This is a genomic window from Alkalibacterium iburiense (genome assembly GCF_039521845.1).
Classification (GTDB): Bacteria; Bacillota; Bacilli; order Lactobacillales; family Carnobacteriaceae_A; genus Alkalibacterium; species Alkalibacterium iburiense.
On sequence record NZ_BAAACW010000144.1, the window covers coordinates 1 to 24,288 of the forward strand.

Sequence of the window (24,288 nt, forward strand, 5' to 3'; positions counted from 1 at the left end):
AGCATTTTTAAACCCCGGTAAATCCCTTAGTGTAGGGATTTATCGGGGTTTTGGGTGTTAAAGATGAGATATTCACATATTTTCAGGTTTTTGTCATTAATTAATAATAATTAATAGTCTCCTTTAATTATGAAACAGGTAACATTGTCTGACCTTTTAATTTGTACCACAATATTATGATTAGCTTCAATAAAATTGGAAAACAAATTAACGAATTCATTTAATCATTTTTACTGGAATATAAAAATCTTCCTACATTTTCCAAAAAGTTATACAACCTTAGGAAAAACGTAGGAAGATTCACCACTATTTACTTATTCTCATTTAAAGAAAAGCTTAACAATAACGTTTAATCCTCATCCAACTTCATAACGGACATAAACGCCTCTTGTGGAATTTCCACACTGCCCACGTTTTTCATCCGTTTCTTACCTTCTTTTTGTTTCTTGAGGAGTTTCTGTCTTCTTGTCACGTCTCCACCGTATAATTTGGCTGTAACATCTTTTCTGTAAGCTTTAACGGTCGATCGGGCGACGATATGCTGGCCAATAGCGGCCTGAATAGGTATTTCAAATTGCTGCCTTGGAATCGTTTCTTTCAGTTGTTCGACTACTGAACGCCCGCGGTTATAAGAGAAATCTTTGTGTACGATGAAGCTTAAGGCATCCACTGTTTCTCCATGAATTAAGATATCCATCTTAACCAATTCGCTAGGACGGTATCCCGCTTCTTCATAATCTAAAGAGGCGTACCCTTTAGTATGAGACTTCAGTCGGTCAAAGAAGTCGTAGACGATTTCTGATAATGGAATATAGTATTGAACATTAACTCGAATATCATCCAAATATTCCATTGTAATAAATTCTCCACGCTTACGTTGAGAAATTTCCATGACTGCTCCAACATAATCATTAGGAACCGTAATGGTTGCTTTAACATAAGGTTCTTCTACTGATTCAATCTCTTGAGGTTCTGGCATATCTGCTGGATTAGACACTTTAATGGATGTGCCGTCTGTTTTATTGATTTGATAAATAACAGATGGTGCTGTCGTAATTAAGTCTAGATTAAATTCACGTTCTAATCGTTCTTGTATGACATCCATATGAAGCATACCTAAAAAGCCACAACGGAATCCAAAACCTAGAGCTTGGGACGTTTCTGCCTCATATTGCAAAGCAGCATCGTTTAACTGGAGTCTTTCCAACGCTTCTCTTAAATCTTCATACTTGGCCGAATCTGTCGGGTACATCCCACAGAATACCATTGGATTCATTTGTCTGTATCCTGGTAAAGCTTTTTCTGTTGGATTCTTGGCTAAAGTGATTGTGTCCCCTACTTGAGTATCTCGGACTGTCTTGATATTAGCTGTTACATAGCCAACGTCTCCAACCATCAAGTAGTCTCTTTCCACAGGCTTGGGTGAAAACACACCGACTTCTGTCACTTCAAACTTTTTCCCATTACTCATTAACTGAATCATGTCGCCTTTTCTCAACACGCCGTCCATTACGCGTATACTTAATACAACACCTCTAAACGTGTCATAAGCCGAATCAAATATTAAGGCTTTTAATGGGTTATCTATATCTCCTTGAGGAGCCGGTACTTTTTGAACAATTTGTTCTAAAATATCTTCAATTCCTATACCTGTTTTAGCACTACTTAAGACAGCTTCACTAGCATCTAAACCAATGATATCTTCAATCTGTGCTTTTACCCGTTCAGGATCAGCTGCAGGCAAGTCAATTTTATTGATAACTGGTAATATTTCCAAGTCGTTATCTAATGCCAAATAAACATTAGCCAATGTTTGAGCTTCTACTCCTTGAGCAGAATCGACTACCAAAATAGCCCCTTCACAAGCAGCTAGGCTTCTAGATACTTCGTACGTGAAATCGACGTGACCTGGAGTATCGATTAAGTGTAACACATAGGTTTCTCCGTCTTTCGCTGTATAATTCACTTCAACCGTATTTAATTTGATAGTAATGCCACGTTCTCTTTCTAAGTCCATAGAGTCTAATAGCTGATCTTGCATCTCTCTATCTGCAACGGTGTGAGTTTGTTGTAAAATGCGGTCAGCTAAAGTTGATTTTCCGTGGTCAATATGTGCAATGATGGAAAAGTTTCTTATCTTATCTTGACGTTCTCTTGCTTGTTTTTTATCCATTAAATTTCGTTCCTCATTCCCTTTAAAAACGTTCTTCCCTATTATACCAACAGTTTAGGTAGAGTACAATCGATTCTAATGGTCTTCTCAGATTATTCTGATGTCCACTATGCCCATTTTCTAAACGAAAAAAGAAGGGTTTCCCCTTCTTTTTTATTTGCTTTTATCTTTAAATGCATCCTTCACTTTAGAAAAGAATGAACTGTCGCCTTGCTCCGTTACTTCTTCAAAGTTACTTGCTTTGGCGAACTGTCTTAAGTGTTCAGCTTGTTCTTCAGAAATTTTCTTCGGAACAACAACTTTCACCCGTATATGCTGGTCACCGTTTCCAGAACCTCTCAAATGAGGAGCCCCTTTGCCTCTCAAGCGGAAAGTTGTTCCAGGTTGTGTTCCAGCAGGGATTTTGAATTTCACTTTGCCGTGAACAGTGGGTACTTCTAACTCATCACCTAAAGTGGCTTGCACCACATTTATTGGGAGTTCATAATAAATTTCAGCCCCACTTCTTTCGAATAGTTCAGATGGTTTAACTCTGAAAATGACAAATAAATCACCATAAGGACCGCCGTTCAAGCCTGCATCTCCTTGGTTTTGCAATCTCATTTGATTCCCATCTTCCACTCCTGCAGGGACAGTTACTTTAACTGAATGCTGTTTCTTATTGTGTCCAGCTCCATGACAAGTTGTACATTTTTCTTTGATTTCTTTACCCGTTCCACTACATGTTGGACATGTTTGCTGGGTCATTACACGTCCAAACGGGGTATTTCTCTCGACATTTACAGCTCCAGCCCCACGACACTGTGAACAGGATTGTGGACTCGTTCCGGGCTTCGCTCCTGTACCGGTACATGTTTCACATACTTCTTCCCGATTGTATCTAATCGTAGACTCTTTTCCAAATATTGCTTCTTCGAATTCTAAGTCCATGACATACTGTAAATCTTCCCCTTTTCTCGGGGCATTTGGATTTCTTCTACGTCCTCCGCCGCCACCAAAGAATTGGTCAAATATATCTTCAAATCCACCAAAGCCACCAGCTTGGCCACCGAAGCCGCCACCAAACCCACCACCTGCTCCGAAGTTCGGATCTGTAGAGGCGTGACCATATTGATCATAGGCTGCTCTTTTCTGGTCATCACTTAGGGTCTCATAAGCTTCAGATACTTCTTTAAACTTCTCATCAGCATTGGCTTCTTTATTAATATCAGGATGGTATTTTTTAGATAATTTTCGGTAAGCTTTTTTGATTTCATCTTGTGATGCATCTCTGGAAACGCCCAGTACGTCATAAAAATCTCGTTTATCTGCCATACTTTTCCTCCATTAGTACAATACTGTTCATCTTCCATTGTCTGTTTATTTAAAAAGAGTATCGACTCACTTCTTCAAAAAGAAAGAAAGCACTCGTAGTTCATTGGCCAAGTGCTTTCTTCACCTTTAACTCTTACTTTAATTATTCTTCGTCGTCTACTTCTTCAAACTCAGCATCCACTACATCATCTGATGACTCAGAGTCAGTTGAAGCATCTGCTTGAGCTCCTTCAGCTTCTGCTTGTTGAGCAGCTTGTTCATATAATTTAACAGACATTTCTTGAACAATTTCGTTTAGAGCATCACGTTTTGCTTTGATGTCTTCAATGTCGTCATTTTCTAAAGCTGTTTTCAGTTCGTCACGAGCTTCTTCAGCTTTTTTAATTTCTGCTTCGTCCACTTTACCTTCTAATTCTTTCAGGGTTTTATCAATTTGGAATACTAACTGGTCAGCTTCGTTACGTAATTCCACTTCTTCTTTACGTTGTTTATCTGCTTCAGCATTTTCTTCCGCTTCTTGAACCATGCGTTCGATCTCTTCATCAGATAAACCAGAAGATGATTTAATTGTAATTTTCTGTTCTTTTCCTGTACCTAAATCTTTAGCTGATACATTAACAATACCGTTTTTATCGATATCAAATGTTACTTCGATTTGAGGCACTCCGCGTGGTGCTGGTGGAATGTCTGTTAACTGGAAACGGCCCAATGTTTTATTGTGCGCTGCCATCGGTCTTTCACCTTGTAACACATGCACATCAACGGCTGGCTGGTTATCAGCAGCTGTTGAGAAAACTTGAGATTTGCTTGTTGGAATAGTTGTGTTTCTGTCGATTAACTTCGTAAACACGCCACCCATTGTTTCAATACCTAGAGATAATGGGGTTACGTCTAATAGGACGATATCTTTTACTTCACCAGAAATAACTCCACCTTGAATAGCTGCACCCATAGCAACCACTTCATCAGGGTTAACCGAACGGTTAGGATCTTTGCCTGTTTCTTTCTTAACTGCATCAACGACAGCCGGAATACGTGTTGATCCACCGACTAAAATAACTTGATCAATTTCAGATTGAGATAATCCAGCGTCTTGTAGTGCCTGACGGACAGGTCCTTTTGTTCTTTCTACTAAATCATCAGTTAATTCATCAAACTTCGCACGAGTTAATGTGATCTCTAAGTGTAGAGGGCCTGCATCTCCTGCACTGATAAACGGTAAACTGATTTGAGTAGAAGACACTCCAGATAAATCTTTTTTCGCTTTTTCTGCTGCATCTTTCAATCTTTGCATAGCCATTTTATCTTTAGATAAGTCTATGCCATTTTCTTTCTTGAATTCAGCTACAAGATAATCAATGACTTTATCATCAAAGTCATCTCCACCTAAACTATTATCACCAGCAGTTGCTAATACATCAAATACTCCGTCTCCTAATTCAAGAATGGAAACGTCAAATGTTCCTCCACCTAAGTCAAAGACTAATACTTTTTCATCTGTATCTGTTTTGTCTAATCCGTATGCTAAAGAAGCAGCAGTCGGCTCATTGACAATACGGTCTACTTCTAAACCAGCAATTTTTCCTGCATCTTTTGTAGCTTGTCTTTGAGAGTCGTTAAAGTAAGCCGGTACTGTAATAACAGCATTTGTAACTTCTTCTCCTAAATAATCTTCAGCGTAAGCTTTTAAGTGCTGTAAAATATACGCAGAAATTTGTTGAGGAGTGTAACTTTTTCCATCAGCATCTACTTTATAGTCTTCACCAATATGACGTTTAATAGACATTACTGTGTTTGAATTTGTAATAGCTTGTCGTTTAGCTACTTCTCCTACTTGGATTTCTCCATTTTTAAAAGAAACAACAGAAGGTGTTGTACGGTTTCCTTCTTTGTTTGGAATAATTTTAGCTTCTCCGCCTTCAAGAACTGCTACAGCAGAGTTTGTTGTTCCTAAGTCAATACCAATTACTTTTGCCATATGTTATCTCACCTTTATCTTTAGAATTTTAATTATTAATTATAATGTAACAGAAACTTTTGCTGCTCTTAATACTCGATTGTGCAATTTATAGCCTTTTTCGAATACTTGAGCCACTTCGTTGCTTTCTTGATCTTCATTAGCCGGAACTTGAGTATACGCTTCATGATAATTCGGATCAAATGGCTCTCCTAAAGGATCAATGACTTCAATGCCTTCTTTAGAGAAGCCCTGCAGTAAACTATCATAAACCATCTCAATCCCTTTTTTTAAATTCTTACCTGCTTCCGTATCTACTTCGATACTTAAAGCGCGCTCGATATTATCAAGGGCTGGAAGTAATTCTTTTGCAAGAGACTGGGAGCGGAAACGGATAATGTCTTCCTTTTCACGTTGATTTCGTCTACGCATATTAGCCATCTCTGCTTGCAAACGTAAATAGCGGTCAGACATCTCGTCCAACTCTTTCTGCAACTCTTCCACTTTTGATGAAGTATCATCAGCGACTTCTACATCCTCGAATACAACATCTTCTTCGGTTGTTTGAGTCGAGTCATCCACTGAATCCGTTGAGTGTTCCGTTTCTTCTGTTGTTTCCTCAACTTCTTCTTTTAATTCTTGATCATTGTTATGAACCACTGTACTTCCTCATTTCTCTATTAGTCTAGATAATATTTCAATAGCGTATGGGTTAACTGCTTTCTAAATACATCAAGCACACCAATTGTCTCGTCATATGCCATACTCGTTGGTCCTAGTATAGCTATGACACCTTTGCCATACTTGCTTACATTATAAGTTGCTGTTACTAAGCTGAGATCAGAGAATAAATCATTATTTATTTCCTCACCAATTCGAACATCAAAGTCTCGCTTAATTTGATTGATTAATGGTGTCAGCCCATCACTATCATCCAATAAGGAATAAAGTGACTTTAACTTTTTCCTGTCCATATTGTCAGAAAAATCCAATAAATTTAATTTACCAGATACATGATACCTTTCTTCCGTCGATTCGTCAAAAATAGACTCTAGTCTCACATACATATCAATCGCACTAGAAGCATATTTTCTAATGAGGAAAGGAATATCTCTTTGTAATTTTCTCGATACTTCCGTTAAAGAATGCCCCACTAAGTGTTCATTGAATATGTTAGCTACTTTAATCAAATCTGACTCATCAATGGTTTTCGGCCATTTAAACACTTTGTTTTCAATATTCCCATGATCTGTTTGGATAATAGCCATAATATAATTCTCATTTAATGCTATTAGCCTGAAACCGGTCAATCTTATGGTTGCGGCACGAGGGCCTAAAACAATAGCTGTATAATTAGTCAGTTCAGATAGAAGTTGGGCTGATTGATGCATAATGTCATCCATTTCTTTCACGTGGTTACCCAGTACTTGACTAATATTGTTTAACTTCTCCTGGTCTACTTCCCTTGGACGAACCAGATGATCGATATAAAATCGATACCCTTTGATAGAAGGGATTCTTCCGGAAGACGAATGCGTCTTTTGAATGAATCCTAATTTTTCGAGATGACTCAGCTCATTACGAATGGTGGCTGAACTGGTATCAATTTCTGTTTCCTCCATCAATGTTTTTGATCCGATAGGTTGACTGGAAGACGTATATAAACGTATCAAATGATCTAGTATGGCGATTTGCCTATTTGTTAACATGTGTATCACTCCTTGGTACCGCTCTAGATACCCTTTCACACTACACTATCTTTACACTTTTAACATAAATAAGAGTGATTCGTCGCAACTCACACTCTTCATTAAATTAGCACTCGAAAGGTTCGAGTGCTAACACCATTATTAATGTAACAAATCCTTCAGTAAGTGTCAATATTTTTGTCTGATTAATTTTGACTATTTTTTTAAAAATATATGATTTTTTACATGACCCTCCACAAGCCGTTTAATAAAGGAGGAACTGAGTACTTTTCACTCATATATTAAACGGCTAAATGGTCATATAATATCGTCATGTTTTATGGATGCTAAACATTCTTTTGACTCTAATTCATCTTGTTCTAACCGGACAATTAAGTCCTCAGCAGAATTAAACTTAATCTCGTCTCTTAAATAGTGTACCCATTTAATACGGACATCTTCCCCGTATATTTGTTCGGAAAAGTCGAAGATATGCACTTCAATAGAATAATTGGGGCGGTGACCAAATGTCGGATTATAACCGATTGAAGCCATCCCATCATGCCACTGTCCGTTCACCCACATTTTTACTGCATAGACTCCTCTTTTAGGGACCATCACGTAAGGATGAGGGTACACATTCGCCGTAGGATAGCCCAAGTCTCTTCCACGAGCGTCTCCATGAATAACAAAACCACTTATTTCATAGATATACCCTAATAGTTCATTGGCTTCTGCCATTCGGCCTTCACTAATATATCTTCTGATACGAGTAGAACTGATTTTTTCATCGTCTAAGGATTTTTGTTTGACTGTCACTATCTCGAATCTACCTTTTGCATAAACGGATAGTGTATCCATATTCGCTTCATGAGCTTTCCCGTATGTGTAGTCAAAACCTGCTACAATAACTTTCGCATGCCATCCTACAATATAATCATCAACAAACTGTTGAGGAGTCAGGCTACCAAAGCTAGAAGTAAAATCGACTTCATATAAAATATCGACACCTAATTGTTCCATTAACTGCTCTTTTCTGTCTAATGGAGTCAGATACATATGTTTATCAGGATCGAAACTTCTATAAACAAAGGCCGGATGACGATTAAATGTCATAACAGCCGATTTCAAGCCTCTTTCTTTTGCAATCTGAATACCGGTTTTTATGACTTCTTGATGACCTTTATGTACGCCATCAAAAAAACCTAATATGAGTACGATATCTCCTCCATAAATATCTGATTCTTTATAGGGATGATGGTCTCTTTTTATTTCCATTCTTTACACCTTCAATTCATTACGCAATACTTTTATGGGTTTTATCATCTTATCTTTCGTTGGATGAGGGCCATAAATAGCAACCGCCTGATTTTTATAATAAAAAACACATTCGTTCTCCGATGATGACATAAAGTCCTCTAAGGGTAAAAGCGAGCCGTTTTTAACCTTCCCATACTCTTCCTCCGATAAGGTATAGGAAGGAAGGGACTTCAATACTGTCTCTAACGGATAGAGGGCTTCTTCTATTTTATCAGAATGAAATAATTCTTCAATTTCTTTTAAAGTAAACGCTTGGTCTTTCGTAAACCCACTGCTCTCTACTCTCGTTAACTGAGACATATGAGAAGGGAGATTAAATCTCAAACCAGTGTCAACAGCTAAGGTCCTCACATAGGTCCCTTTACTACAAGCGACACGAAATGAGAAACGGGCTGTTTTTTTGTCTTTATCAAAGTGTAAGGGAGAAGTCCTTTCAAATGAATGGATGGTTACCTGTCGGGACGGTCTTTCCACTTCCAGTCCTTCTCTTGCGTATTCATAGAGTCGTTTGCCTTTGACTTTTACAGCAGAATACATGGGCGGAATCTGAGTAATTTCTCCTTCAAAAGAAGATAAGACACGGTCAACTTCTTCTTCGGTAATTTCCTCCGATACAGCTGTCTTATTTATCAATTCTCCTGAACTGTCCTCAGTTGTGGTTGATTCTCCAAACGTTATTTCACCGGTGTATACTTTCCTTGAATTCATCATATATTCAATGACTTTCGTAGCTTTACCCAAAGCAACAGGAAGTACGCCATCTACATCCGGGTCTAAGGTACCTGAATGACCAATCTTTTTCATTCTAACTATTTTTCTTAATTTAAAGACACAATCATGACTAGTCATACCGACTTCTTTCCATAATGGAATTAAACCTTCCATTTTTTGACCCTCCTTAACCGTTTTTTTCAAAATAAAAGAGAATCTAAGTCTATAAACAAAGATTCTCTTCTAACATTTTTCAATGAAAAACGACGTCAAATCTTAAAAATTATTCGTCTTCTTCTTTTATTTGATTTAATAAAGCTTCAATTCTATTTCCGTACTCAATGGATTCATCGCGTTCAAAGCTTAGTTCAGGTGTTTTATAAAGAGTTAAACGTTGCCCCAACTCTTTACGTACTAAACCTGTTGCTTTCTCTAATCCTTTTTGAGTCTCTTCTCTTTCTGCTTTATCACTGGATAGTGTACTGTAATACACTTTTGCTTGTTGGAGATCTCCTGTTACTTCGACTCCTGTCACTGTTACACCGTCGACTCTCGGATCTCTTACTCGTTTATGCAATATATCCGTTACTTCTCTTTGTATTTCCTGAGATACTCTTCCTACTCTAAAGTTAGGCATGGTATTCACCTGTCCTTTTTCTGTCTATAGTAGTTATTTCAACAACTGACATTCTATTAAAGGTACTATCTTTCTACTTCAACCATTTCATACGCTTCAATGACATCATCAATTTTAATATCGTTGTAGTTCTCAATGGTAATTCCACATTCGTACCCATTTCTTACTTCTTTCGCATCATCTTTAAAGCGTTTCAAGCTTGATAATTCTCCTTCAAACTGAACGACTCCATTACGGATCAGTCGAATAGAACTGCTTCGTCTAATGACACCGTCCGTTACGAAACATCCGGCAATGGTTCCCACTTTAGAGACATTATACGTTTCTCTAACTAGAGCTTGTCCAGTCACTTTCTCTTCAAACTCAGGATCTAACATACCTGTCATGGCCGCTTCAATCTCATCAATCGCATCATAGATAACTCTATGTGTACGAATATCGACTTCTTCTCTGTCGGCACTCTCTTTGGCTTGAATAGTCGGTCTGACATTAAAGCCAATGATAATGGCTGAACTTGCAGAAGCTAAGGTGATATCACTTTCGTTAATAGCTCCTACACCGGTATGAATAATGTTGACTTTCACACCTTCTACTTCAATTTTTTCTAAACTAGCGGCTAGTGCTTCTACAGAACCTTGAACGTCTGCTTTAATAATAACGTTGACTTCTTTTAGTTCGCCTTCTTCAAGACTTTCAAACAAGTTTTCCAAAGTGACTTTATGAGTAACAGAACGGGAAGCTTCTGTAGCTTCTACAGCTCTTGCTTCTCCTACTTGACGTGCTGTTTTCTCATCTTCAAAGACAACGAAACGATCCCCAGCATGTGGAGTGTCATTCAAACCGGTAATTTCTACTGGAGTAGACGGTCCGGCTTCTTTCGTACGACGTCCTTTATCATTAGTCATGGTTCTCACACGGCCATAAGTGTTCCCTACAACAATCGGTTCTCCTTGACGAAGGGTTCCTTCTTGTACAAGTAAAGTAGCAATAGGCCCTTTAGACTTGTCTAACCTTGCTTCAATAACTGTTCCAATAGCTAAACGTTTAGGATCAGCTTTTAATTCTTCGACTTCAGCTACCAACAAGACCATTTCTAGTAATTCATCCACATTCTGGTTGAATAAGGCTGAGATAGGAACAAAAATCGTATCTCCACCCCAATCTTCTGGGATTAAACCATACTCTGTTAGTTCCTGCATGACGCGGTCTGGGTTAGCTGTCGGCTTGTCAACTTTGTTGACTGCTACAATGATTGGAACTTCAGCAGCTTTCGCATGGTTGATCGCTTCAACTGTTTGAGGCATTACTCCATCATCAGCGGCCACTACGATAATGGCGATATCTGTGATGTCAGCTCCTCTTGCACGCATTGTTGTGAAGGCCGCGTGCCCCGGAGTATCCAGGAAAGTAATCAGTTTACCGTTCTCTTCAACCTGGTAGGCTCCAATATGCTGAGTAATCCCACCAGCTTCTCCTTCTGTTACTTTTGATTGACGCAAAGTATCTAAAAGAGTGGTTTTACCGTGGTCAACGTGTCCCATGATAGTTACAGTCGGTGGTCTCGTCACCAAGTTTTCTTCTACTCGTTCTTCATTAAAGAACGTGTCAAAGTCCGTTAGGTCGACCTGAATCTTTTCTTCTGTTTCAATTCCATAATCAGCAGCCAACAATTCAATCGTCTCTTTATCTAATGATTGATTTTGTGTGGCTACTACACCCATCAAGAAGAGTTTTTTGACAATTTCAGCTGGTTCACGGTGAATTTTCTTCGCCATTTCAGCAATTGTCATGCCATCAGTATATTCTAGTACTTTTGGTAATTCTCTTTCTTTACGTGGAGTAGCAGGTGTTTGGGATTTTTGCTGCTTTTTCCCTCTGCGTTTTCTTCCGCCTGCTGGTCCTCCATGAATGCCTCTATGCTGTCTGGAATTGCGTCTTCTTTTGTTTTCATTTGTTTGAAGTTGTTGTTCATCCGTTGTACGTTTAGGTACGGATTTGCTTTGTTTTTTCGCTTTATTACCTGTGGTAGTTGATTTAGTCGTTTTTATTTTGTCATGTCCTTTGCTATTCTGAGAAGATTTTTTCTCATTTATTTTACTCGTGTTCTGAGTAGTTTGATTTTGTCCTGGTTTGTTGCGGTTGGTATTTCTATTTTGTTTGTTATCGGACTTATTGGAAGAAGCCGTTTGACTCTTTCTCGATTGATTGGTCGGCTTTGGTTTTGCCTGATTGGTTTGATTAGTCTGTTGTTTAGGTTTTTCGTTTTTTTCCTGTTTAGGCTCTTGTTTTTGAGAGGCAGGTTTTGAGCTCAGTGCTTGTTTCAATTTTGATACATCACTGTTCTCCATTGAAGACATGTGGCTACTGTAACTTATACCTACTTCTTTTGCCTTATCTAACACTTCTTTACTGGTTAATTTATGCTCTTTTGCGAATTCATAGACTCTCTTTTTGCCCATATAATCACCTTCCCGTTCATATTAGAGCAACTTTTGAAGGGATTGTACAAAACCACCATCAGTGAGGGCACATACTGTCCTGTCCTTTCCCAAAGCATGAGAGAGTTGTTCTCTGGAGAACTGGTTTACAATAGGAATATTGTAATACTCACACTTATTCAAAAATTGCTTTCTTGCATTATCACTTGCATTAGAAGCGATAAGCACTAGTTTAGCCTGATTAGATCTTATGGATTTGAGAACCAAATCTTCTCCAGAAATCAATTTGTTTGCTCTTTGAGCTAACCCTATAAGATTCAGCGCACGCTCATTACTGTTCATTTTCAATTTCCATTCTTGCTTTTTTGTACTCGATATATTCAACTAGCTCATCATAGAAGGCATCGTCTACTTGTGTGTTCAATGCTTGGTTGAACAACTTTTTAGCTTTAGCTTCTTTCACGAGTGTTTCATCAAGCGTGATATAAGCCCCTCTTCCATTCTTCTTGCCTGAGGGATCAATGGATACTTCGCCTTCTTTATTTCTCACTATTCGAACCAAATCTTTTTTAGGCTTCATTTCGCCAGAAGCTATACATTTTCGCATAGGCACTTTTCGCTTCTGCATACTGTGTCCCACCTTACCTTATATTAACTTCCTATGTTGTCTTCATTATCAAATGTTGTTTCCTGGTTTTCAGGGAAGTTTTTATCTTCATCTGTAGAGAAAGGTTCTTCTCCTTCTCCACCATCAGTGAAGACTTCCTCTTCTTCGTTAAAAGTAGCGTCTTCTATTTCTTCCATTGACGCCTCGTAGCCTCTTTCTTCGCCCATACCATCTCGTTCTTCAGCAAATTCAATTAAATCTTCTGTTTGATTAGGGTCCAATTGACCGACTTCAAAGTCTGTTTCCATAACTGGTTCACCAGGCTGACGGTCTATTTGATTTTGGTCTTCAGCGTAGACTGTTGCGTCTTCCGCATCAGTTGCTTCAATATCATCCACTGCTTCAACCTCAACCGTATCATCTTCTTCATCAAAGAGTGTGGGAGAATTAGTCGACTGATCTAAATCAATTTGAGCTTCTTCATCGCCTTCACTTAAAGCTTCAAAGAAGGAGTCATCTTTTAATTCCTCTGCTTCTTCTTCCAACGCTTCCATATCTGATTCAGATTTAATATCAATTTTATATCCTGTTAACTTAGCTGCTAAACGAACATTTTGACCACGTTTACCAATAGCTAATGATAACTGGTAGTCTGGAACGACAATAACACACGAATGCTGGTCTTCATCAAACTGCACATCAATAACCTGAGCAGGATTCAGTGCATTCTTAATATAGACTGCTGGATCTTTGTCCCATTCAACAATATCCATATTTTCACCGTTTAATTCATTCACAATGGCCTGAACACGTGATCCTTTTGGACCCACACATGTTCCTACCGGATCAACGTTTTCGTCTCTAGACATGACAGCTAATTTTGAACGGTCTCCTGCTTCTCGAGCAATAGAGACAATTTCAACGGTACCATCATAAATCTCTGGGACTTCTTGTTCAAATAAACGTTTAATCAAATTCGGATGCGTTCGACTAACAAAGACCTGTGGACCTTTAGTCGAATTTTCCACTTTACTGACGTACACTTTAATTCGGTCGTGAGTTTCATAGGTTTCGTTCTCAATCTGATCTCTTTGTGAGAGAACAGCTTCTACTTTTCCTAAGTTAACATAAATGAATTTGCTGTCTTGTCTTTCAACCGTACCGGTCATCAAATCATCTTCATAGGCGATGTATTCATTATAGATAATAGAACGTTCTGCTTCTCTCATTCTCTGCATAATGACTTGCTTCGCTGTTTGAGCTGCAATCCGTCCAAAGTTTTTAGGTGTCACTTCAAACTTGATGCGGTCTCCTAATTCATAGGCTTTTTTAATTTCTCTTGCTTCAGTCAAACTTATTTCTGATTGTGAATCGTAAACGTCTTCGACCACTTCTTTTACTTGGTAAACAGTAATGGTTCCTTTTTCATCATTAAAAACGACTTCTACGTTTTGTGATGTCCCATAATTTCGTTTATAAGCAGAAACAAGAGCAGCTTCTAATGCATCTATGACAATCTCTTTAGAAATACCTTTTTCTTTTTCAAGTGTTTCAAGAGCAGCTGCTAATTCTTTACTCATATTTTTACTCCCTTTATTTTTAGTTTTTACTTAAAATTCAATAGCCAGTCTTGCCTTAGCTATTTTACTTGTATCAATGACGATATCTTTTCGACGTGTTTTTATTTTAATGGTTATCACAAGGTCGTCTGTATTCCACTCTTTAAGGGTTCCTTCATACACACTTTCTCCCTCTACTGCTTCATGCAATGTCAGGTGAATATATTTTCCTACGGCATTCTGGAAATCTTTTTCGGTTTTTAAAGGCCGTTCCGCTCCTGGAGAAGAGACTTCTAAATAATAGGCATGCGGAATAGGATCCGGTTGAATAGTATCCAAAACCTCTTCTATTCGTTCACTATATAAGGCACAGTCATCTAAATCCACACCATTTTCCTTGTCAATATATAAACGTAAAAACCAATGTTTTCCTTCTTTGACGTACTCTACATCTACGAGATCATATCCCAATTCCTCAGCAATAGGTTCTGAGATAGTTCTGACTTTGTCAACGGTACTCAAACACTTTTCTCTCCTCTCTAATTCATCTCAAAAGTGGTCCTTAGGCTGTGAAAAAGAGTGAGCGGATTCGCTCACTCTTCTTCACACAGTATCTTGCTCGATTCGACTATAAGTTTATCATACATCAAGCTTTGTAGCAACTTTATGGCATGCAACCTTTTATATATCAAAGAGAGACAATTGATTCTCATCCGGCAAATCTTTCAGTGCCTGATTCACTTCTAAATATTCCATTACCGTTTTGGATACTTTTCCTCTTCTAGCCAAATCTTCTTTGGATAAAAAGGGTTCTTCTTCTCTGGCTTCAACGATAGCATTGGCCACACTGGCACCTAATGAAGGGACGGCTCTGAACGGCGCTAACAGAGCATTATCTTTAATAATAAAATGTTTAGCATCGGATTCATCTAAATCCACCATTTTGAATTCAAAGCCTCTTTCAACCATTTCATTCGCTATTTCAAGAACAGTCAAGACATTTTTCTCTTTAGTCGTCGCATCCATGCCTTTTGAATGAATTTCATTTATTTTAGCTTTAATCGCATCTTTTCCTTGCGTCATGGCCTCTAATTCAAAGTCACTTGCACGAATAGAGAAGTAGGCCGCATAATAATACAAAGGATAATGGACTTTGAAGTACGCCACACGTAAAGCCATTAATACATAAGCTGCGGCGTGTGCTTTAGGGAACATGTACTTAATTTTAAGACACGATTCAATATACCATTCCGGCACGCCCTGCTCGCGCATAGCGGCTTGCCATTCATCCGGAATCCCTCTTCCCTTTCTGACGTGCTCCATGATTTTAAAGGCAATGTCATCTTCCAAACCTTGATGCTGCAAGTAAACCATAATATCATCACGACACCCGATAACCTCCGACAATGGGATATCATGTTTACTGATTAACTCTTCCGCATTGCCTAGCCACACGTCTGTCCCATGTGATAATCCGGAAATTTGAAGTAATTCAGCAAAGGTAGTCGGTTTCGTTTGTTCTAACATCTGTCTGACGAAACGTGTACCGAATTCCGGCACGCCTAAGGTTCCCGTTTTTGAATAAATTTGTTTTTCCGTTACGCCTAACACTTCTGTGCCACTGAATATTTTCATAACCTCAGGATCGTTGACCGGTATGTCTAACGGATCTATACCAGACAAGTCTTGTAGCATACGTATCATGGTCGGGTCATCGTGTCCGAGAATATCTAACTTCAGTACGTTCTCATCAATGGAATGGAAGTCAAAGTGTGTCGTTTTCCAACTCGACTCCTGGTCATCTGCCGGATACTGGATAGGAGTAAAATCATAGACATCCATATAGTCGGGAATAACGATAATCCCACCTGGGTGTTGCCCCGTGGTTCGCTTGACACCCGTTAAGCCTTTAGACAATCGATCGACTTCAGCTGAACGATAAGCCAACTGATTATCTCTTTCATAGCCTTTAACAAAACCAAATGCTGTTCTATCAGCGATGGTTCCGATGGTTCCCGCACGATACACATAGTCTTCACCAAACAACTCTTTTGTATACTGGTGAGCTTTCGCCTGATATTCTCCTGAGAAGTTTAAATCAATATCCGGTACTTTATCTCCTTTAAATCCAAGGAAGGTTTCAAATGGAATATCTTGTCCATCTCTACTTAGATTGGCTGAACAATCTGGACAGGCTTTTTCAGCTAAGTCAAAGCCTGAGCCAATTTCTCCTTCAGTAAAGAATTCTGAATACTGACACTCCTCGCATCGGTAATGCGGAGGCATGGGGTTGACTTCTGTAATACCTGTTAGTGTCGCAACGAAACTTGAACCGACCGATCCTCGAGAGCCTACCAAGTAACCATCTTGCACACTCTTATGAACCAATTTTTGAGAAATCAAGTAAATAACAGCAAAGCCGTTTCCGATGATACTGTCTAATTCTTTTTCTATACGCGCTTCTACAATTTCAGGGAGAGGATCACCGTAAAGTTCTCGAGCTTTATCATAACTCATATTTCGAATATCTTCCTCTGCCCCTTCTAGTTTTGGAGTATATAACTCACTTTTAACAGGACTAATATCTTCAGCAATGTCATTATTCAGTAACTGCGTATTATCAATTACGATTTCTTTTGCTTTATCTTTTCCTAAGAATGAAAAAGATTCCATCATCTCATCTGTTGTTCTAAAATGCACTTCCGGATTCTTATCCGTCTTTTTAAAGGACTTTTGTGTTTCCAACAAAATATCACGGTAAATCGAATCTTCTGGATGCAGGTAGTGAACATTGCCCGTTGCAATCACTTTTTTATTTAACTCTTCACCTAATTGAATGATATTCTTAATGATGTCTTCTAAGTCAGCTTCATTCCTGACCAGCTCCCGTTCGATTAAATCCTGGTACACTTCTTTAGGCATGACTTCTAAATAATCATAGTAAGCAGCTTTCTCTTTAGCCTCTTCATACCCTTTTTGCATCATTGCTTCGAATACTTCTCCTTGGGCACAACCTGATCCAACAATGAGTCCTTCTCTGTGTTTTTCTAAGAAAGAACGAGGTACTCTAGGCACACGGTAAAAATAATCAACTAAAGAACCAGAGATTAATTTAAAAAGGTTTTTTAGTCCTTCCTGAGATTTTGCCCAAACCGTTGCATGACTCGGTCTGGACCGTTTGTAGGCATCTCCGCTGTCCATGAACTGATTTAATTGGTTATGATTGTCAATCTGGTGATCCTCTATCGCTTTTTTTACAAATATCCATAGTAAATGTCCAGTAGTCTGAGCATCATATATGGCTCTGTGGTGTTGTTCCAAGTTGACACCGAATCGCTTAGCCAGTGTATTTAATCGATGACTCTTAAATGTCGGGTTAATGAAACGAGAAAATTCCAGTGTATCAATGACAGGTAATGTAGATTCTTCTAAGCCGTGCTTCTTATAGGCTGTATTTAGAAATCCCATATCAAACGACGCATTATGCGCTACTAGTACTGTGCCTTTTGTGAATTCCTGAAAACCGACTAACACTTCTTTTTCCGTTTTCGACCCTCTTACCATATCATCTGTAATTCCTGTTAACTGAACAGTCGTATCGGATAAGGGATGACCCGGGTCGACAAACTCCTGAAACTCTTCAACCACATTCCCTTTATGCATCTTCACTCCAGCCAATTCGATGATGCTATCGTAAATAGCAGATAACCCGGTTGTTTCTACGTCAAAGACAACATAAGTAGCATCACTTAGGTTAATATCGGCTTCGTTGTAAGCGATAGGAACCCCATCATCAACTAAATTAATTTCTAAGCCGTAGTTGACTTTTATCCCATTTTTTTTACCTGCCGAATGGGCTTCTGGATAAGATTGGCCCACCGCATGATCCGTTATCGCAATAGCTTTGTGCCCCCATTTAGCCGCTTGTTCTACTAATGAGGAAGCACTAGGGATGGCATCCATCTGACTCATGTTTGTGTGAGCATGAAACTCTATTCTCTTTTCATCTTCAGGATACGTATCTTTTCTCGATTCATGGAAGGTTTGGGTAATATCTTGAGCATTCATAACTAAATCTCTCATAAAAGTATCTTCTTGTATGCTTCCTCTTACTTTTACCCATAAACCTGGCTTTAACAGATCAAATACTGCTTCATCCTGTTCATTGTTTGAAAATCGCTTGCAGGTAAATGAAGAAGAGTAATCAGTAATCTTAAAAATGAGCAACTTGCGTCCTGATCTAAGTTCTCTGACCTCGGAATCAAAGATAAACCCTTCTAAAGTTATTCGTCTTTCTTCTTCAGTCACATCTATCATTTGTGTGATCTCTTCATTAGCAGGAATAGCTCGTCCTAACTTAATTGGCCCATTTGCTTTTTTATATCCCGACTCTTCTCTCTTCTTTTCGACACTCTCAAATAACTTAGTGTACTCTTCCGCCATTATTTGATCGTCTTCTTCTTTTTGTAGCTGAAACTCTTTCACTTTTTCTTCACTAGCCTGTGTATCAACGAGGGGTTTAATCAAAAAGCGTTCAGGAAAACCAACTTTTTTATAACTATCGGAAATCAATGGTAAAAATTCCTGTTCATACTTATCTTTAGCTAATTCCTGGTCTATGACAAAAACATAATGATTGCCTTGAAGAACGGGATAACCTTCTTCAAAGGCCTTGTTACAGATTGGCGAATTCACACCGCTTGACTGACACGCGTATGTCCAATATTGTTTGACTTTTTCTTCTGTCACGACCGGTTCTGTCGTTTGAATGGTTAAGTCAACTTTACAAATAGTGTGAAAAGCTTGTTCAATAGAATGTTTCAAATGATTAAAAAGAGAAAAAGGCAAAATGTTAGGAAATTTCAGAACAATATCCCATACTTTTTCCTTTTTATAAACAGTGACGGATTCTACTTCCCCTGACTGGAACCACTCTTGGTTTTCTTCTGTCAACGGTATATTCGCTTGTTTCAGTAGTGTTTGAAATAATTCTGATTTATTAAGGCTCACTTTTTAATCCTACTTTCTAATGTCTTACTCTATGTACAGTGTAGAAAACTGAGACATAAAATGCCTCAGTTTTCTTTGTTTCTTATTTTTAATTTTGACTAGTCGTCAGTATATCGACCGTGTGTAGAATATCATCTACTTTAGTTTCAACCATTTCACCTGTTCGACGAATGGTGACTTCAACGACACCTTCTGATGCTTTTTTCCCGACAGTAATCTGTACTGGGATACCAATTAACTCAGCATCTGTAAATTTAACTCCCGGACGTTCAGCTCGGTCATCGATTAAAACTTCATACCCTCTTTGCTTAAAGTCCTCATAGAGACGTTGAGCAAGAGACCATTGTTCATCATTTTTAACCTGGACAGGAATTAAATGAATATCGAATGGTGCAACAGCTTTTGGCCAAACTAACCCTTTATCATCTGCATATTGTTCAGCAATAGCCGAAAGCAATCGACTCACTCCGATACCATAGCTTCCCATAATAACAGGAGTCTGTCTTCCATTCTTATCTAGAACAGTCGCATTCATCGCTTCACTATAACGGGTACCCAGTTTAAAAATATGTCCGATTTCTATACCCTTTGTAAACTGGAGAGTACCTTGTTTATCAGGAGAAGGATCACCTTCTTGTACCATGCGAATATCTGCATAGTCTTCAACAGTAAAGTCCGTACCTGGATTGACATTAATGAAGTGCTTATCTGTCTGATTCGCTCCAGTTACCGCATTGACAACATCTTGTATGTGTAAGTCAGCTACAATTTTAACCTTCTCTGATAAGTTAATCGGTCCGACGTAACCCGGTTTGGTTTCGAATTCTTCAATTATTTCTTCATCTGTAGCTGGTCGAACATCTTCTACACCTAAGGCAATTCTCAGTTTGACTTCGTTAACTTCTTGATCTCCTCTAACAATAGCTAAGACCGGCTGTTCTTCATCCGTCATGTAAAGGACACTTTTCAGAATTTGCTTTTTATTGACTTCTAAAAACTCTGCGACTTCTTGAATCGTTGTTTGACCCGGAGTATCCACTAATTTTCTGTCCAGTTGGACTTCTGTTCTTGGCTGTTTCTTGTATAAACTTGTAGCCATTTCCAGGTTTGCAGCATAGTCACTTTCATCAGAGAAAACAACCGTGTCTTCTCCCGACTCAGCTAAAGCCATAAATTCAACCGAATCTTTTCCACCCATTGCACCAGCATCACCGATAATAGAACGGAAATTTAATCCCAAACGGTTAAAGGCATTCGTATAAGCTTGGGCAATTTGATTATAGGATTCGTCCAAGCTTTCATAACTATCGTGGAATGTATAAGCATCTTTCATGATGAATTCTCGCCCTCGCATGAGTCCGAAACGAGGACGCTTTTCATCACGGTATTTGGTTTGGAACTGGTAAAGCATTAAAGGTAACTTTTTATAGGATTTGATTTCTTCACTGATTAATTTAGCAAATGTTTCTTCATGAGTGGGACCTAAGATGAAATCACGGCTGTGTCTGTCTTGTAATTTAACTAAATCCTCCCCATACGTTTCATATCTGCCTGATTCTTTCCATAAATCCGCTGGCAGTAAAGCAGGTAAAAGCATTTCTGAACCATCAATAGCGTCTAATTCTTCACGTATGATAGTTTTCACTTTCTCTATCACTCTGTTTGCGAGTGGGAGATAAGAATAGATTCCTGAAGATATTTGTCTAATATAGCCCGCTCTGAGAAGCAACTGATGACTGATGACTTCAGCATCATGTGGGACTTCTCTAAGAGTTGGCGCGAATAATTTTGATTGTTTCATTGTAAATGAGTGTCTCCTTTAGGGTTAATTTAGAAAAAGAATGTGCGAATATCATTCCATGTGACGAGTATCATGAGAATAAAGAGGAATAAGACGCCAATTAAGGTAATGTATCCCTCTTTCTCCTGACTCAACGGTTTCTTGCGGATTCCTTCAATGATATTTAATAATAGCTTCCCACCATCTAATGCAGGGATGGGAAGGAGATTCATAATGCCAAGATTGACACTTAAGAAACCAATCCAGCTAATAATGCCGATAGCTCCAGCTTGAACAACAGCTTCCGTTGTAGCGTAAATGGCAACTGGGCCACCTAACTGATCGACACTGAATCCGCCTGTAAAGAATGATCCGAGCACAGTGAATATTTGAATAATAATTGTGTACGTTTCGGTAAAGCCATAAGTCAACATAGATGAGAGGCTCTCATCAAAATAGACCTCTATTCCAATTCTACCGATTTCATTTCCATCTACTTCGGCGCTGTAAGGCTCTATTGATTCTTCAATGACTTCTCCATCTGTTTTTTCTATAGTCAGATTAAGTGTTTCATTCGGACTATCTTGAATCAGTAAGACCATTTGATTCCATGACTCAATATCTTCTCCATCAATAGATAACACACGGTCTCCTTCTTCGAGATTAGCTAGAGCTGCCGGTGAATCCTCTTGTACATTTCCAATCAGAGGTTCTTGGGATATGACTCCCCCTTGTATAAAGGCCAAGAGAGTAAAGGCTACAATGGCCAGTATAAAGTTGTTTAAGGGACCAGCAAAATTGGTAAGCATTCTGTTAATTAATGAAGCACTTTGAAATTGGCGGTCTCTTGGTGCAATTTGAAGAATCGTTCCATCTTTTTCTACAAGCAGCGCTTCACGATGAACAGAGTAGGTTTTCTCCTCAGTTTCCATTCCCACTCGTCCTCGAATAAATAATTGATCATCGAAATCAAAATCACTGACTTCTAGTGGAATAGTATCCATGGTATTGTTTTCAGTCTGACTGTCTATTTTAGTTACCACATTGTCTGTATTAACTGTCAGCTGAACAGGCATCCCCGGTCTTAAGTCAGCTTCTTCTTCAAAGCCAGCCATTCTGACATACCCCCCAACAGGGAGAAGACGAACGGTATAAGTTGTTTCTCCTTTACGATGGTGGAACAACTTGGGACCGAAACCTACTGAAAACTCTCTGACTAAGATCCCTGCTCGTTTGGCAAAGTAGAAATGACCCCATTCATGGATAATGACGATAATTCCAAATACTAAAATGAATGCAAGTATGTTTTGAACCATAACCGTTCTCCTTTAAATCACAGAATTCCTATTATAAATAGGATGTTTAAAACCAATAATGTACTATCAAATCGATCAAGTATGCCGCCATGTCCGGGTAATAAGTGGCCTGAATCTTTCGTGTTGAATTCTCTTTTAATTTTTGATTCAATCAAATCTCCAGCTTGTCCCATCACAGATAAAAATATCATAAAGATTAGGGTTAGGAGATACGAGTCAAACAAAGGATAGTAAATCAAGAATACCCCACTAATTACAGCTGACAGAACAGTTCCGCCAACAGATCCCTCTATGGTTTTATTAGGTGAAATGGAAGGAGATAGTTTTCTTTTTCCAAATTTTCTACCAATTAAGTATGCTCCGGAATCCGTTGACCAAATAACGAGAAGGATTAACCCGAGATGTGGCAGACTGTAATTTCTCAATGCCACAAAAGAATAAAACCCTACCCCGATATAAGATAGCATCAACACGGTTGCACCTATTTCATGAGTCGTAAAATCCAAATCGCCTAATGAATAAATAAATAACAGTACAATAACAGACAAGATGATTTTAACCATGCCAAAATCACCTAAAAAAGGAAGAAGACGGTCTCCCATAACAATCGCTCCTGCTCCAATAATGGATATAATAGCGGGCATGGATCGGATGGGGGTTTTTTTCATTTGCAAAAACTCAGTCATTCCTAGGGCAGCAAGAGCTACCATGACGAGTTCAAGGGGCCATGAGCCATATAAAACTAATGGTATAAATAATAGTAAAGCTATAAGTGCTGTTAATACTCTAACTAACATTGTTCTTCCTCATCTTTCTGAAAAAAGATAGTTTAAAGTGCACCGTATCTTCTTTTTCTGTTTTTATAGCTTAATAAAGCTTCATCTAAAACATCTCCGGTAAATTCTGGCCAGAGTAGTTCTGAGAAGTAAAACTCGCTATAGGCATTTTGCCATAAGAGAAAATTGCTCAGTCTTTGTTCACCACTGCTTCGTATGAGAAAGTCTACATTCTGATAGGGTTCGAGTGAATGTGTTAACATGTGTCCCTCTACTAAAGACTCATTGATATCGTTGAGGTCTATTTCATTATTCGCTACTTTCTCAGCGATTCTTTTTGTTGCTTGGACGATTTCGGATCGTCCCCCATAATTAAATGCAAAATTCAAGATCATACCTGTATTGTGTTTCGTCTGTTCCATTGCTTTGAGAATAGCCTTTTTGGTCGAACCGGGAACTTTGTCTTCAAAGCCTATCATATTGACGCGGATATTCTTTTCCTGAAGTTCGGGAACAAAGCGGTCGAAGAAGCGGATAGGGAGCTGCATGAGAAAGTGCACTTCTTGTGGAGGTCTTTTCCAGTTTTCAGTTGAGAAAGCATAGAGTGTTAAGACTTTGACTCCTCGTTCACTTGCTCGTTTGGTTACTCTTCTAACAGCTTCCATTCCTTCTTCATGACCATTTTTTCTCGGTTGTCCCTGTTGTTCCGCCCATCGTCCGTTTCCATCCATGATGATAGCGACATGTTCAGGTACTGCTGTATTATTTTCTAATTCCATATTAATCGGTGTTTTCACACCTTGCCCTCCTAAAACGATCTACATCTATTCCATTGTAGTAAAAATCAGAATAAATTACCACACTTAAAAAATGATGTTTCTCTTAATATTTGTCAATCTTTCTATTTTTTGTTTTATTGTTATTTTGTTATACTATGGTTAGGGTGTCAAAACCTAACCGGTTTACTACTTTTCCTTGTTAACAGTGCGATTTTGCCCGCTC

General features: G+C 38.6%; 17 protein-coding genes and 1 pseudogene. All 18 read right to left on the bottom strand.

What is annotated here, in order from left to right; translation table 11 throughout:
• Nucleotides 1-349: 349 nt before the first annotated feature.
• The 18 genes and pseudogenes from lepA to uppS all read right to left on the bottom strand — a co-directional run bounded on the left by lepA (nt 350) and on the right by uppS (nt 24,065).
• Nucleotides 350-2,173: a translation elongation factor 4 gene (gene lepA, locus ABDZ53_RS11270; protein ID WP_343756592.1), complete on the bottom strand. Its 1,824-nt coding sequence runs from the start codon at nt 2,171-2,173 to the stop codon at nt 350-352.
• Nucleotides 2,174-2,326: 153 nt separating this feature from the next.
• Entirely contained in the window at nt 2,327-3,487 is a 1,161-nt protein-coding gene (dnaJ, locus tag ABDZ53_RS11275) for a molecular chaperone DnaJ (RefSeq protein WP_343756595.1), read from the bottom strand.
• Between the two features lie 142 nt (nt 3,488-3,629).
• Nucleotides 3,630-5,465, bottom strand: a complete 1,836-nt coding sequence (gene dnaK / locus ABDZ53_RS11280) for a molecular chaperone DnaK (protein WP_343756598.1) — start codon at nt 5,463-5,465, stop codon at nt 3,630-3,632.
• 39 nt (nt 5,466-5,504) lie between these two features.
• The gene (gene grpE, locus ABDZ53_RS11285; protein ID WP_343756601.1) at nt 5,505-6,104 is read right to left on the bottom strand and encodes a nucleotide exchange factor GrpE; all 600 of its coding nucleotides are present in this window, start codon (nt 6,102-6,104) and stop codon (nt 5,505-5,507) included.
• Nucleotides 6,105-6,124: 20 nt separating this feature from the next.
• Nucleotides 6,125-7,153, bottom strand: coding sequence for a heat-inducible transcriptional repressor HrcA (gene hrcA, locus ABDZ53_RS11290; protein ID WP_343756604.1), 1,029 nt, complete (start codon nt 7,151-7,153; stop codon nt 6,125-6,127).
• Between the two features lie 297 nt (nt 7,154-7,450).
• On the bottom strand, nt 7,451-8,410 hold the full coding sequence (gene ribF / locus ABDZ53_RS11295; protein ID WP_343756607.1) for a riboflavin biosynthesis protein RibF: 960 nt from the start codon (nt 8,408-8,410) through the stop codon (nt 7,451-7,453).
• 3 nt (nt 8,411-8,413) lie between these two features.
• Nucleotides 8,414-9,337: a tRNA pseudouridine(55) synthase TruB gene (gene truB, locus ABDZ53_RS11300; protein ID WP_343756609.1), complete on the bottom strand. Its 924-nt coding sequence runs from the start codon at nt 9,335-9,337 to the stop codon at nt 8,414-8,416.
• A 109-nt stretch (nt 9,338-9,446) separates the two neighbouring features.
• Nucleotides 9,447-9,800, bottom strand: a complete 354-nt coding sequence (rbfA, locus tag ABDZ53_RS11305) for a 30S ribosome-binding factor RbfA (RefSeq protein ID WP_343756612.1) — start codon at nt 9,798-9,800, stop codon at nt 9,447-9,449.
• A 65-nt stretch (nt 9,801-9,865) separates the two neighbouring features.
• Nucleotides 9,866-12,259: a translation initiation factor IF-2 gene (infB, locus tag ABDZ53_RS11310; protein WP_343756614.1), complete on the bottom strand. Its 2,394-nt coding sequence runs from the start codon at nt 12,257-12,259 to the stop codon at nt 9,866-9,868.
• A gap of 21 nt (nt 12,260-12,280) precedes the next feature.
• A complete protein-coding gene (locus tag ABDZ53_RS11315; protein ID WP_343756615.1) occupies nt 12,281-12,580 on the bottom strand; it encodes a L7Ae/L30e/S12e/Gadd45 family ribosomal protein in 300 nt (99 codons plus the stop codon).
• Nucleotides 12,570-12,866: an RNase P modulator RnpM gene (gene rnpM, locus ABDZ53_RS11320; protein ID WP_343756616.1), complete on the bottom strand. Its 297-nt coding sequence runs from the start codon at nt 12,864-12,866 to the stop codon at nt 12,570-12,572. Before rnpM ends, ABDZ53_RS11315 begins: the two co-directional genes overlap by 11 nt.
• A gap of 527 nt (nt 12,867-13,393) precedes the next feature.
• Nucleotides 13,394-14,425 (bottom strand): annotated as a pseudogene (gene nusA, locus ABDZ53_RS11325) (transcription termination factor NusA); the annotation flags it as partial.
• Between the two features lie 30 nt (nt 14,426-14,455).
• A complete protein-coding gene (gene rimP / locus ABDZ53_RS11330; protein ID WP_343756617.1) occupies nt 14,456-14,926 on the bottom strand; it encodes a ribosome maturation factor RimP in 471 nt (156 codons plus the stop codon).
• A 159-nt stretch (nt 14,927-15,085) separates the two neighbouring features.
• Complete coding sequence (locus tag ABDZ53_RS11335; protein ID WP_343756618.1) at nt 15,086-19,414, bottom strand: PolC-type DNA polymerase III; 4,329 nt, start codon at nt 19,412-19,414, stop codon at nt 15,086-15,088.
• Between the two features lie 88 nt (nt 19,415-19,502).
• Complete coding sequence (locus ABDZ53_RS11340; RefSeq protein ID WP_343756619.1) at nt 19,503-21,215, bottom strand: proline--tRNA ligase; 1,713 nt, start codon at nt 21,213-21,215, stop codon at nt 19,503-19,505.
• Between the two features lie 29 nt (nt 21,216-21,244).
• Nucleotides 21,245-22,510 (bottom strand): RIP metalloprotease RseP, encoded by a 1,266-nt coding sequence (gene rseP, locus ABDZ53_RS11345; protein WP_343756621.1) that lies wholly within the window; start codon nt 22,508-22,510, stop codon nt 21,245-21,247.
• A 17-nt stretch (nt 22,511-22,527) separates the two neighbouring features.
• On the bottom strand, nt 22,528-23,307 hold the full coding sequence (locus ABDZ53_RS11350) for a phosphatidate cytidylyltransferase (RefSeq protein WP_343756622.1): 780 nt from the start codon (nt 23,305-23,307) through the stop codon (nt 22,528-22,530).
• Between the two features lie 32 nt (nt 23,308-23,339).
• Complete coding sequence (gene uppS / locus ABDZ53_RS11355) at nt 23,340-24,065, bottom strand: undecaprenyl pyrophosphate synthase (protein ID WP_425541711.1); 726 nt, start codon at nt 24,063-24,065, stop codon at nt 23,340-23,342.
• Nucleotides 24,066-24,288: the final 223 nt, after the last annotated feature.

What these genes read in the sequence shown, in the direction of transcription:
- lepA (WP_343756592.1), bottom strand. Translation starts at nt 2,173, where the DNA reads ATGGATAAAAAACAAGCAAGAGAACGTCAAGATAAGATAAGAAACTTT.
- dnaJ (WP_343756595.1), bottom strand. Translation starts at nt 3,487, where the DNA reads ATGGCAGATAAACGAGATTTTTATGACGTACTGGGCGTTTCCAGAGAT.
- dnaK (WP_343756598.1), bottom strand. Translation starts at nt 5,465, where the DNA reads ATGGCAAAAGTAATTGGTATTGACTTAGGAACAACAAACTCTGCTGTA.
- hrcA (WP_343756604.1), bottom strand. Translation starts at nt 7,153, where the DNA reads ATGTTAACAAATAGGCAAATCGCCATACTAGATCATTTGATACGTTTA.
- ribF (WP_343756607.1), bottom strand. Translation starts at nt 8,410, where the DNA reads ATGGAAATAAAAAGAGACCATCATCCCTATAAAGAATCAGATATTTAT.
- truB (WP_343756609.1), bottom strand. Translation starts at nt 9,337, where the DNA reads ATGGAAGGTTTAATTCCATTATGGAAAGAAGTCGGTATGACTAGTCAT.
- rbfA (WP_343756612.1), bottom strand. Translation starts at nt 9,800, where the DNA reads ATGCCTAACTTTAGAGTAGGAAGAGTATCTCAGGAAATACAAAGAGAA.
- infB (WP_343756614.1), bottom strand. Translation starts at nt 12,259, where the DNA reads ATGGGCAAAAAGAGAGTCTATGAATTCGCAAAAGAGCATAAATTAACC.
- ABDZ53_RS11315 (WP_343756615.1), bottom strand. Translation starts at nt 12,580, where the DNA reads ATGAACAGTAATGAGCGTGCGCTGAATCTTATAGGGTTAGCTCAAAGA.
- rnpM (WP_343756616.1), bottom strand. Translation starts at nt 12,866, where the DNA reads ATGCAGAAGCGAAAAGTGCCTATGCGAAAATGTATAGCTTCTGGCGAA.
- ABDZ53_RS11340 (WP_343756619.1), bottom strand. Translation starts at nt 21,215, where the DNA reads ATGAAACAATCAAAATTATTCGCGCCAACTCTTAGAGAAGTCCCACAT.
- rseP (WP_343756621.1), bottom strand. Translation starts at nt 22,510, where the DNA reads ATGGTTCAAAACATACTTGCATTCATTTTAGTATTTGGAATTATCGTC.
- ABDZ53_RS11350 (WP_343756622.1), bottom strand. Translation starts at nt 23,307, where the DNA reads ATGTTAGTTAGAGTATTAACAGCACTTATAGCTTTACTATTATTTATA.
- uppS (WP_425541711.1), bottom strand. Translation starts at nt 24,065, where the DNA reads ATGGAATTAGAAAATAATACAGCAGTACCTGAACATGTCGCTATCATC.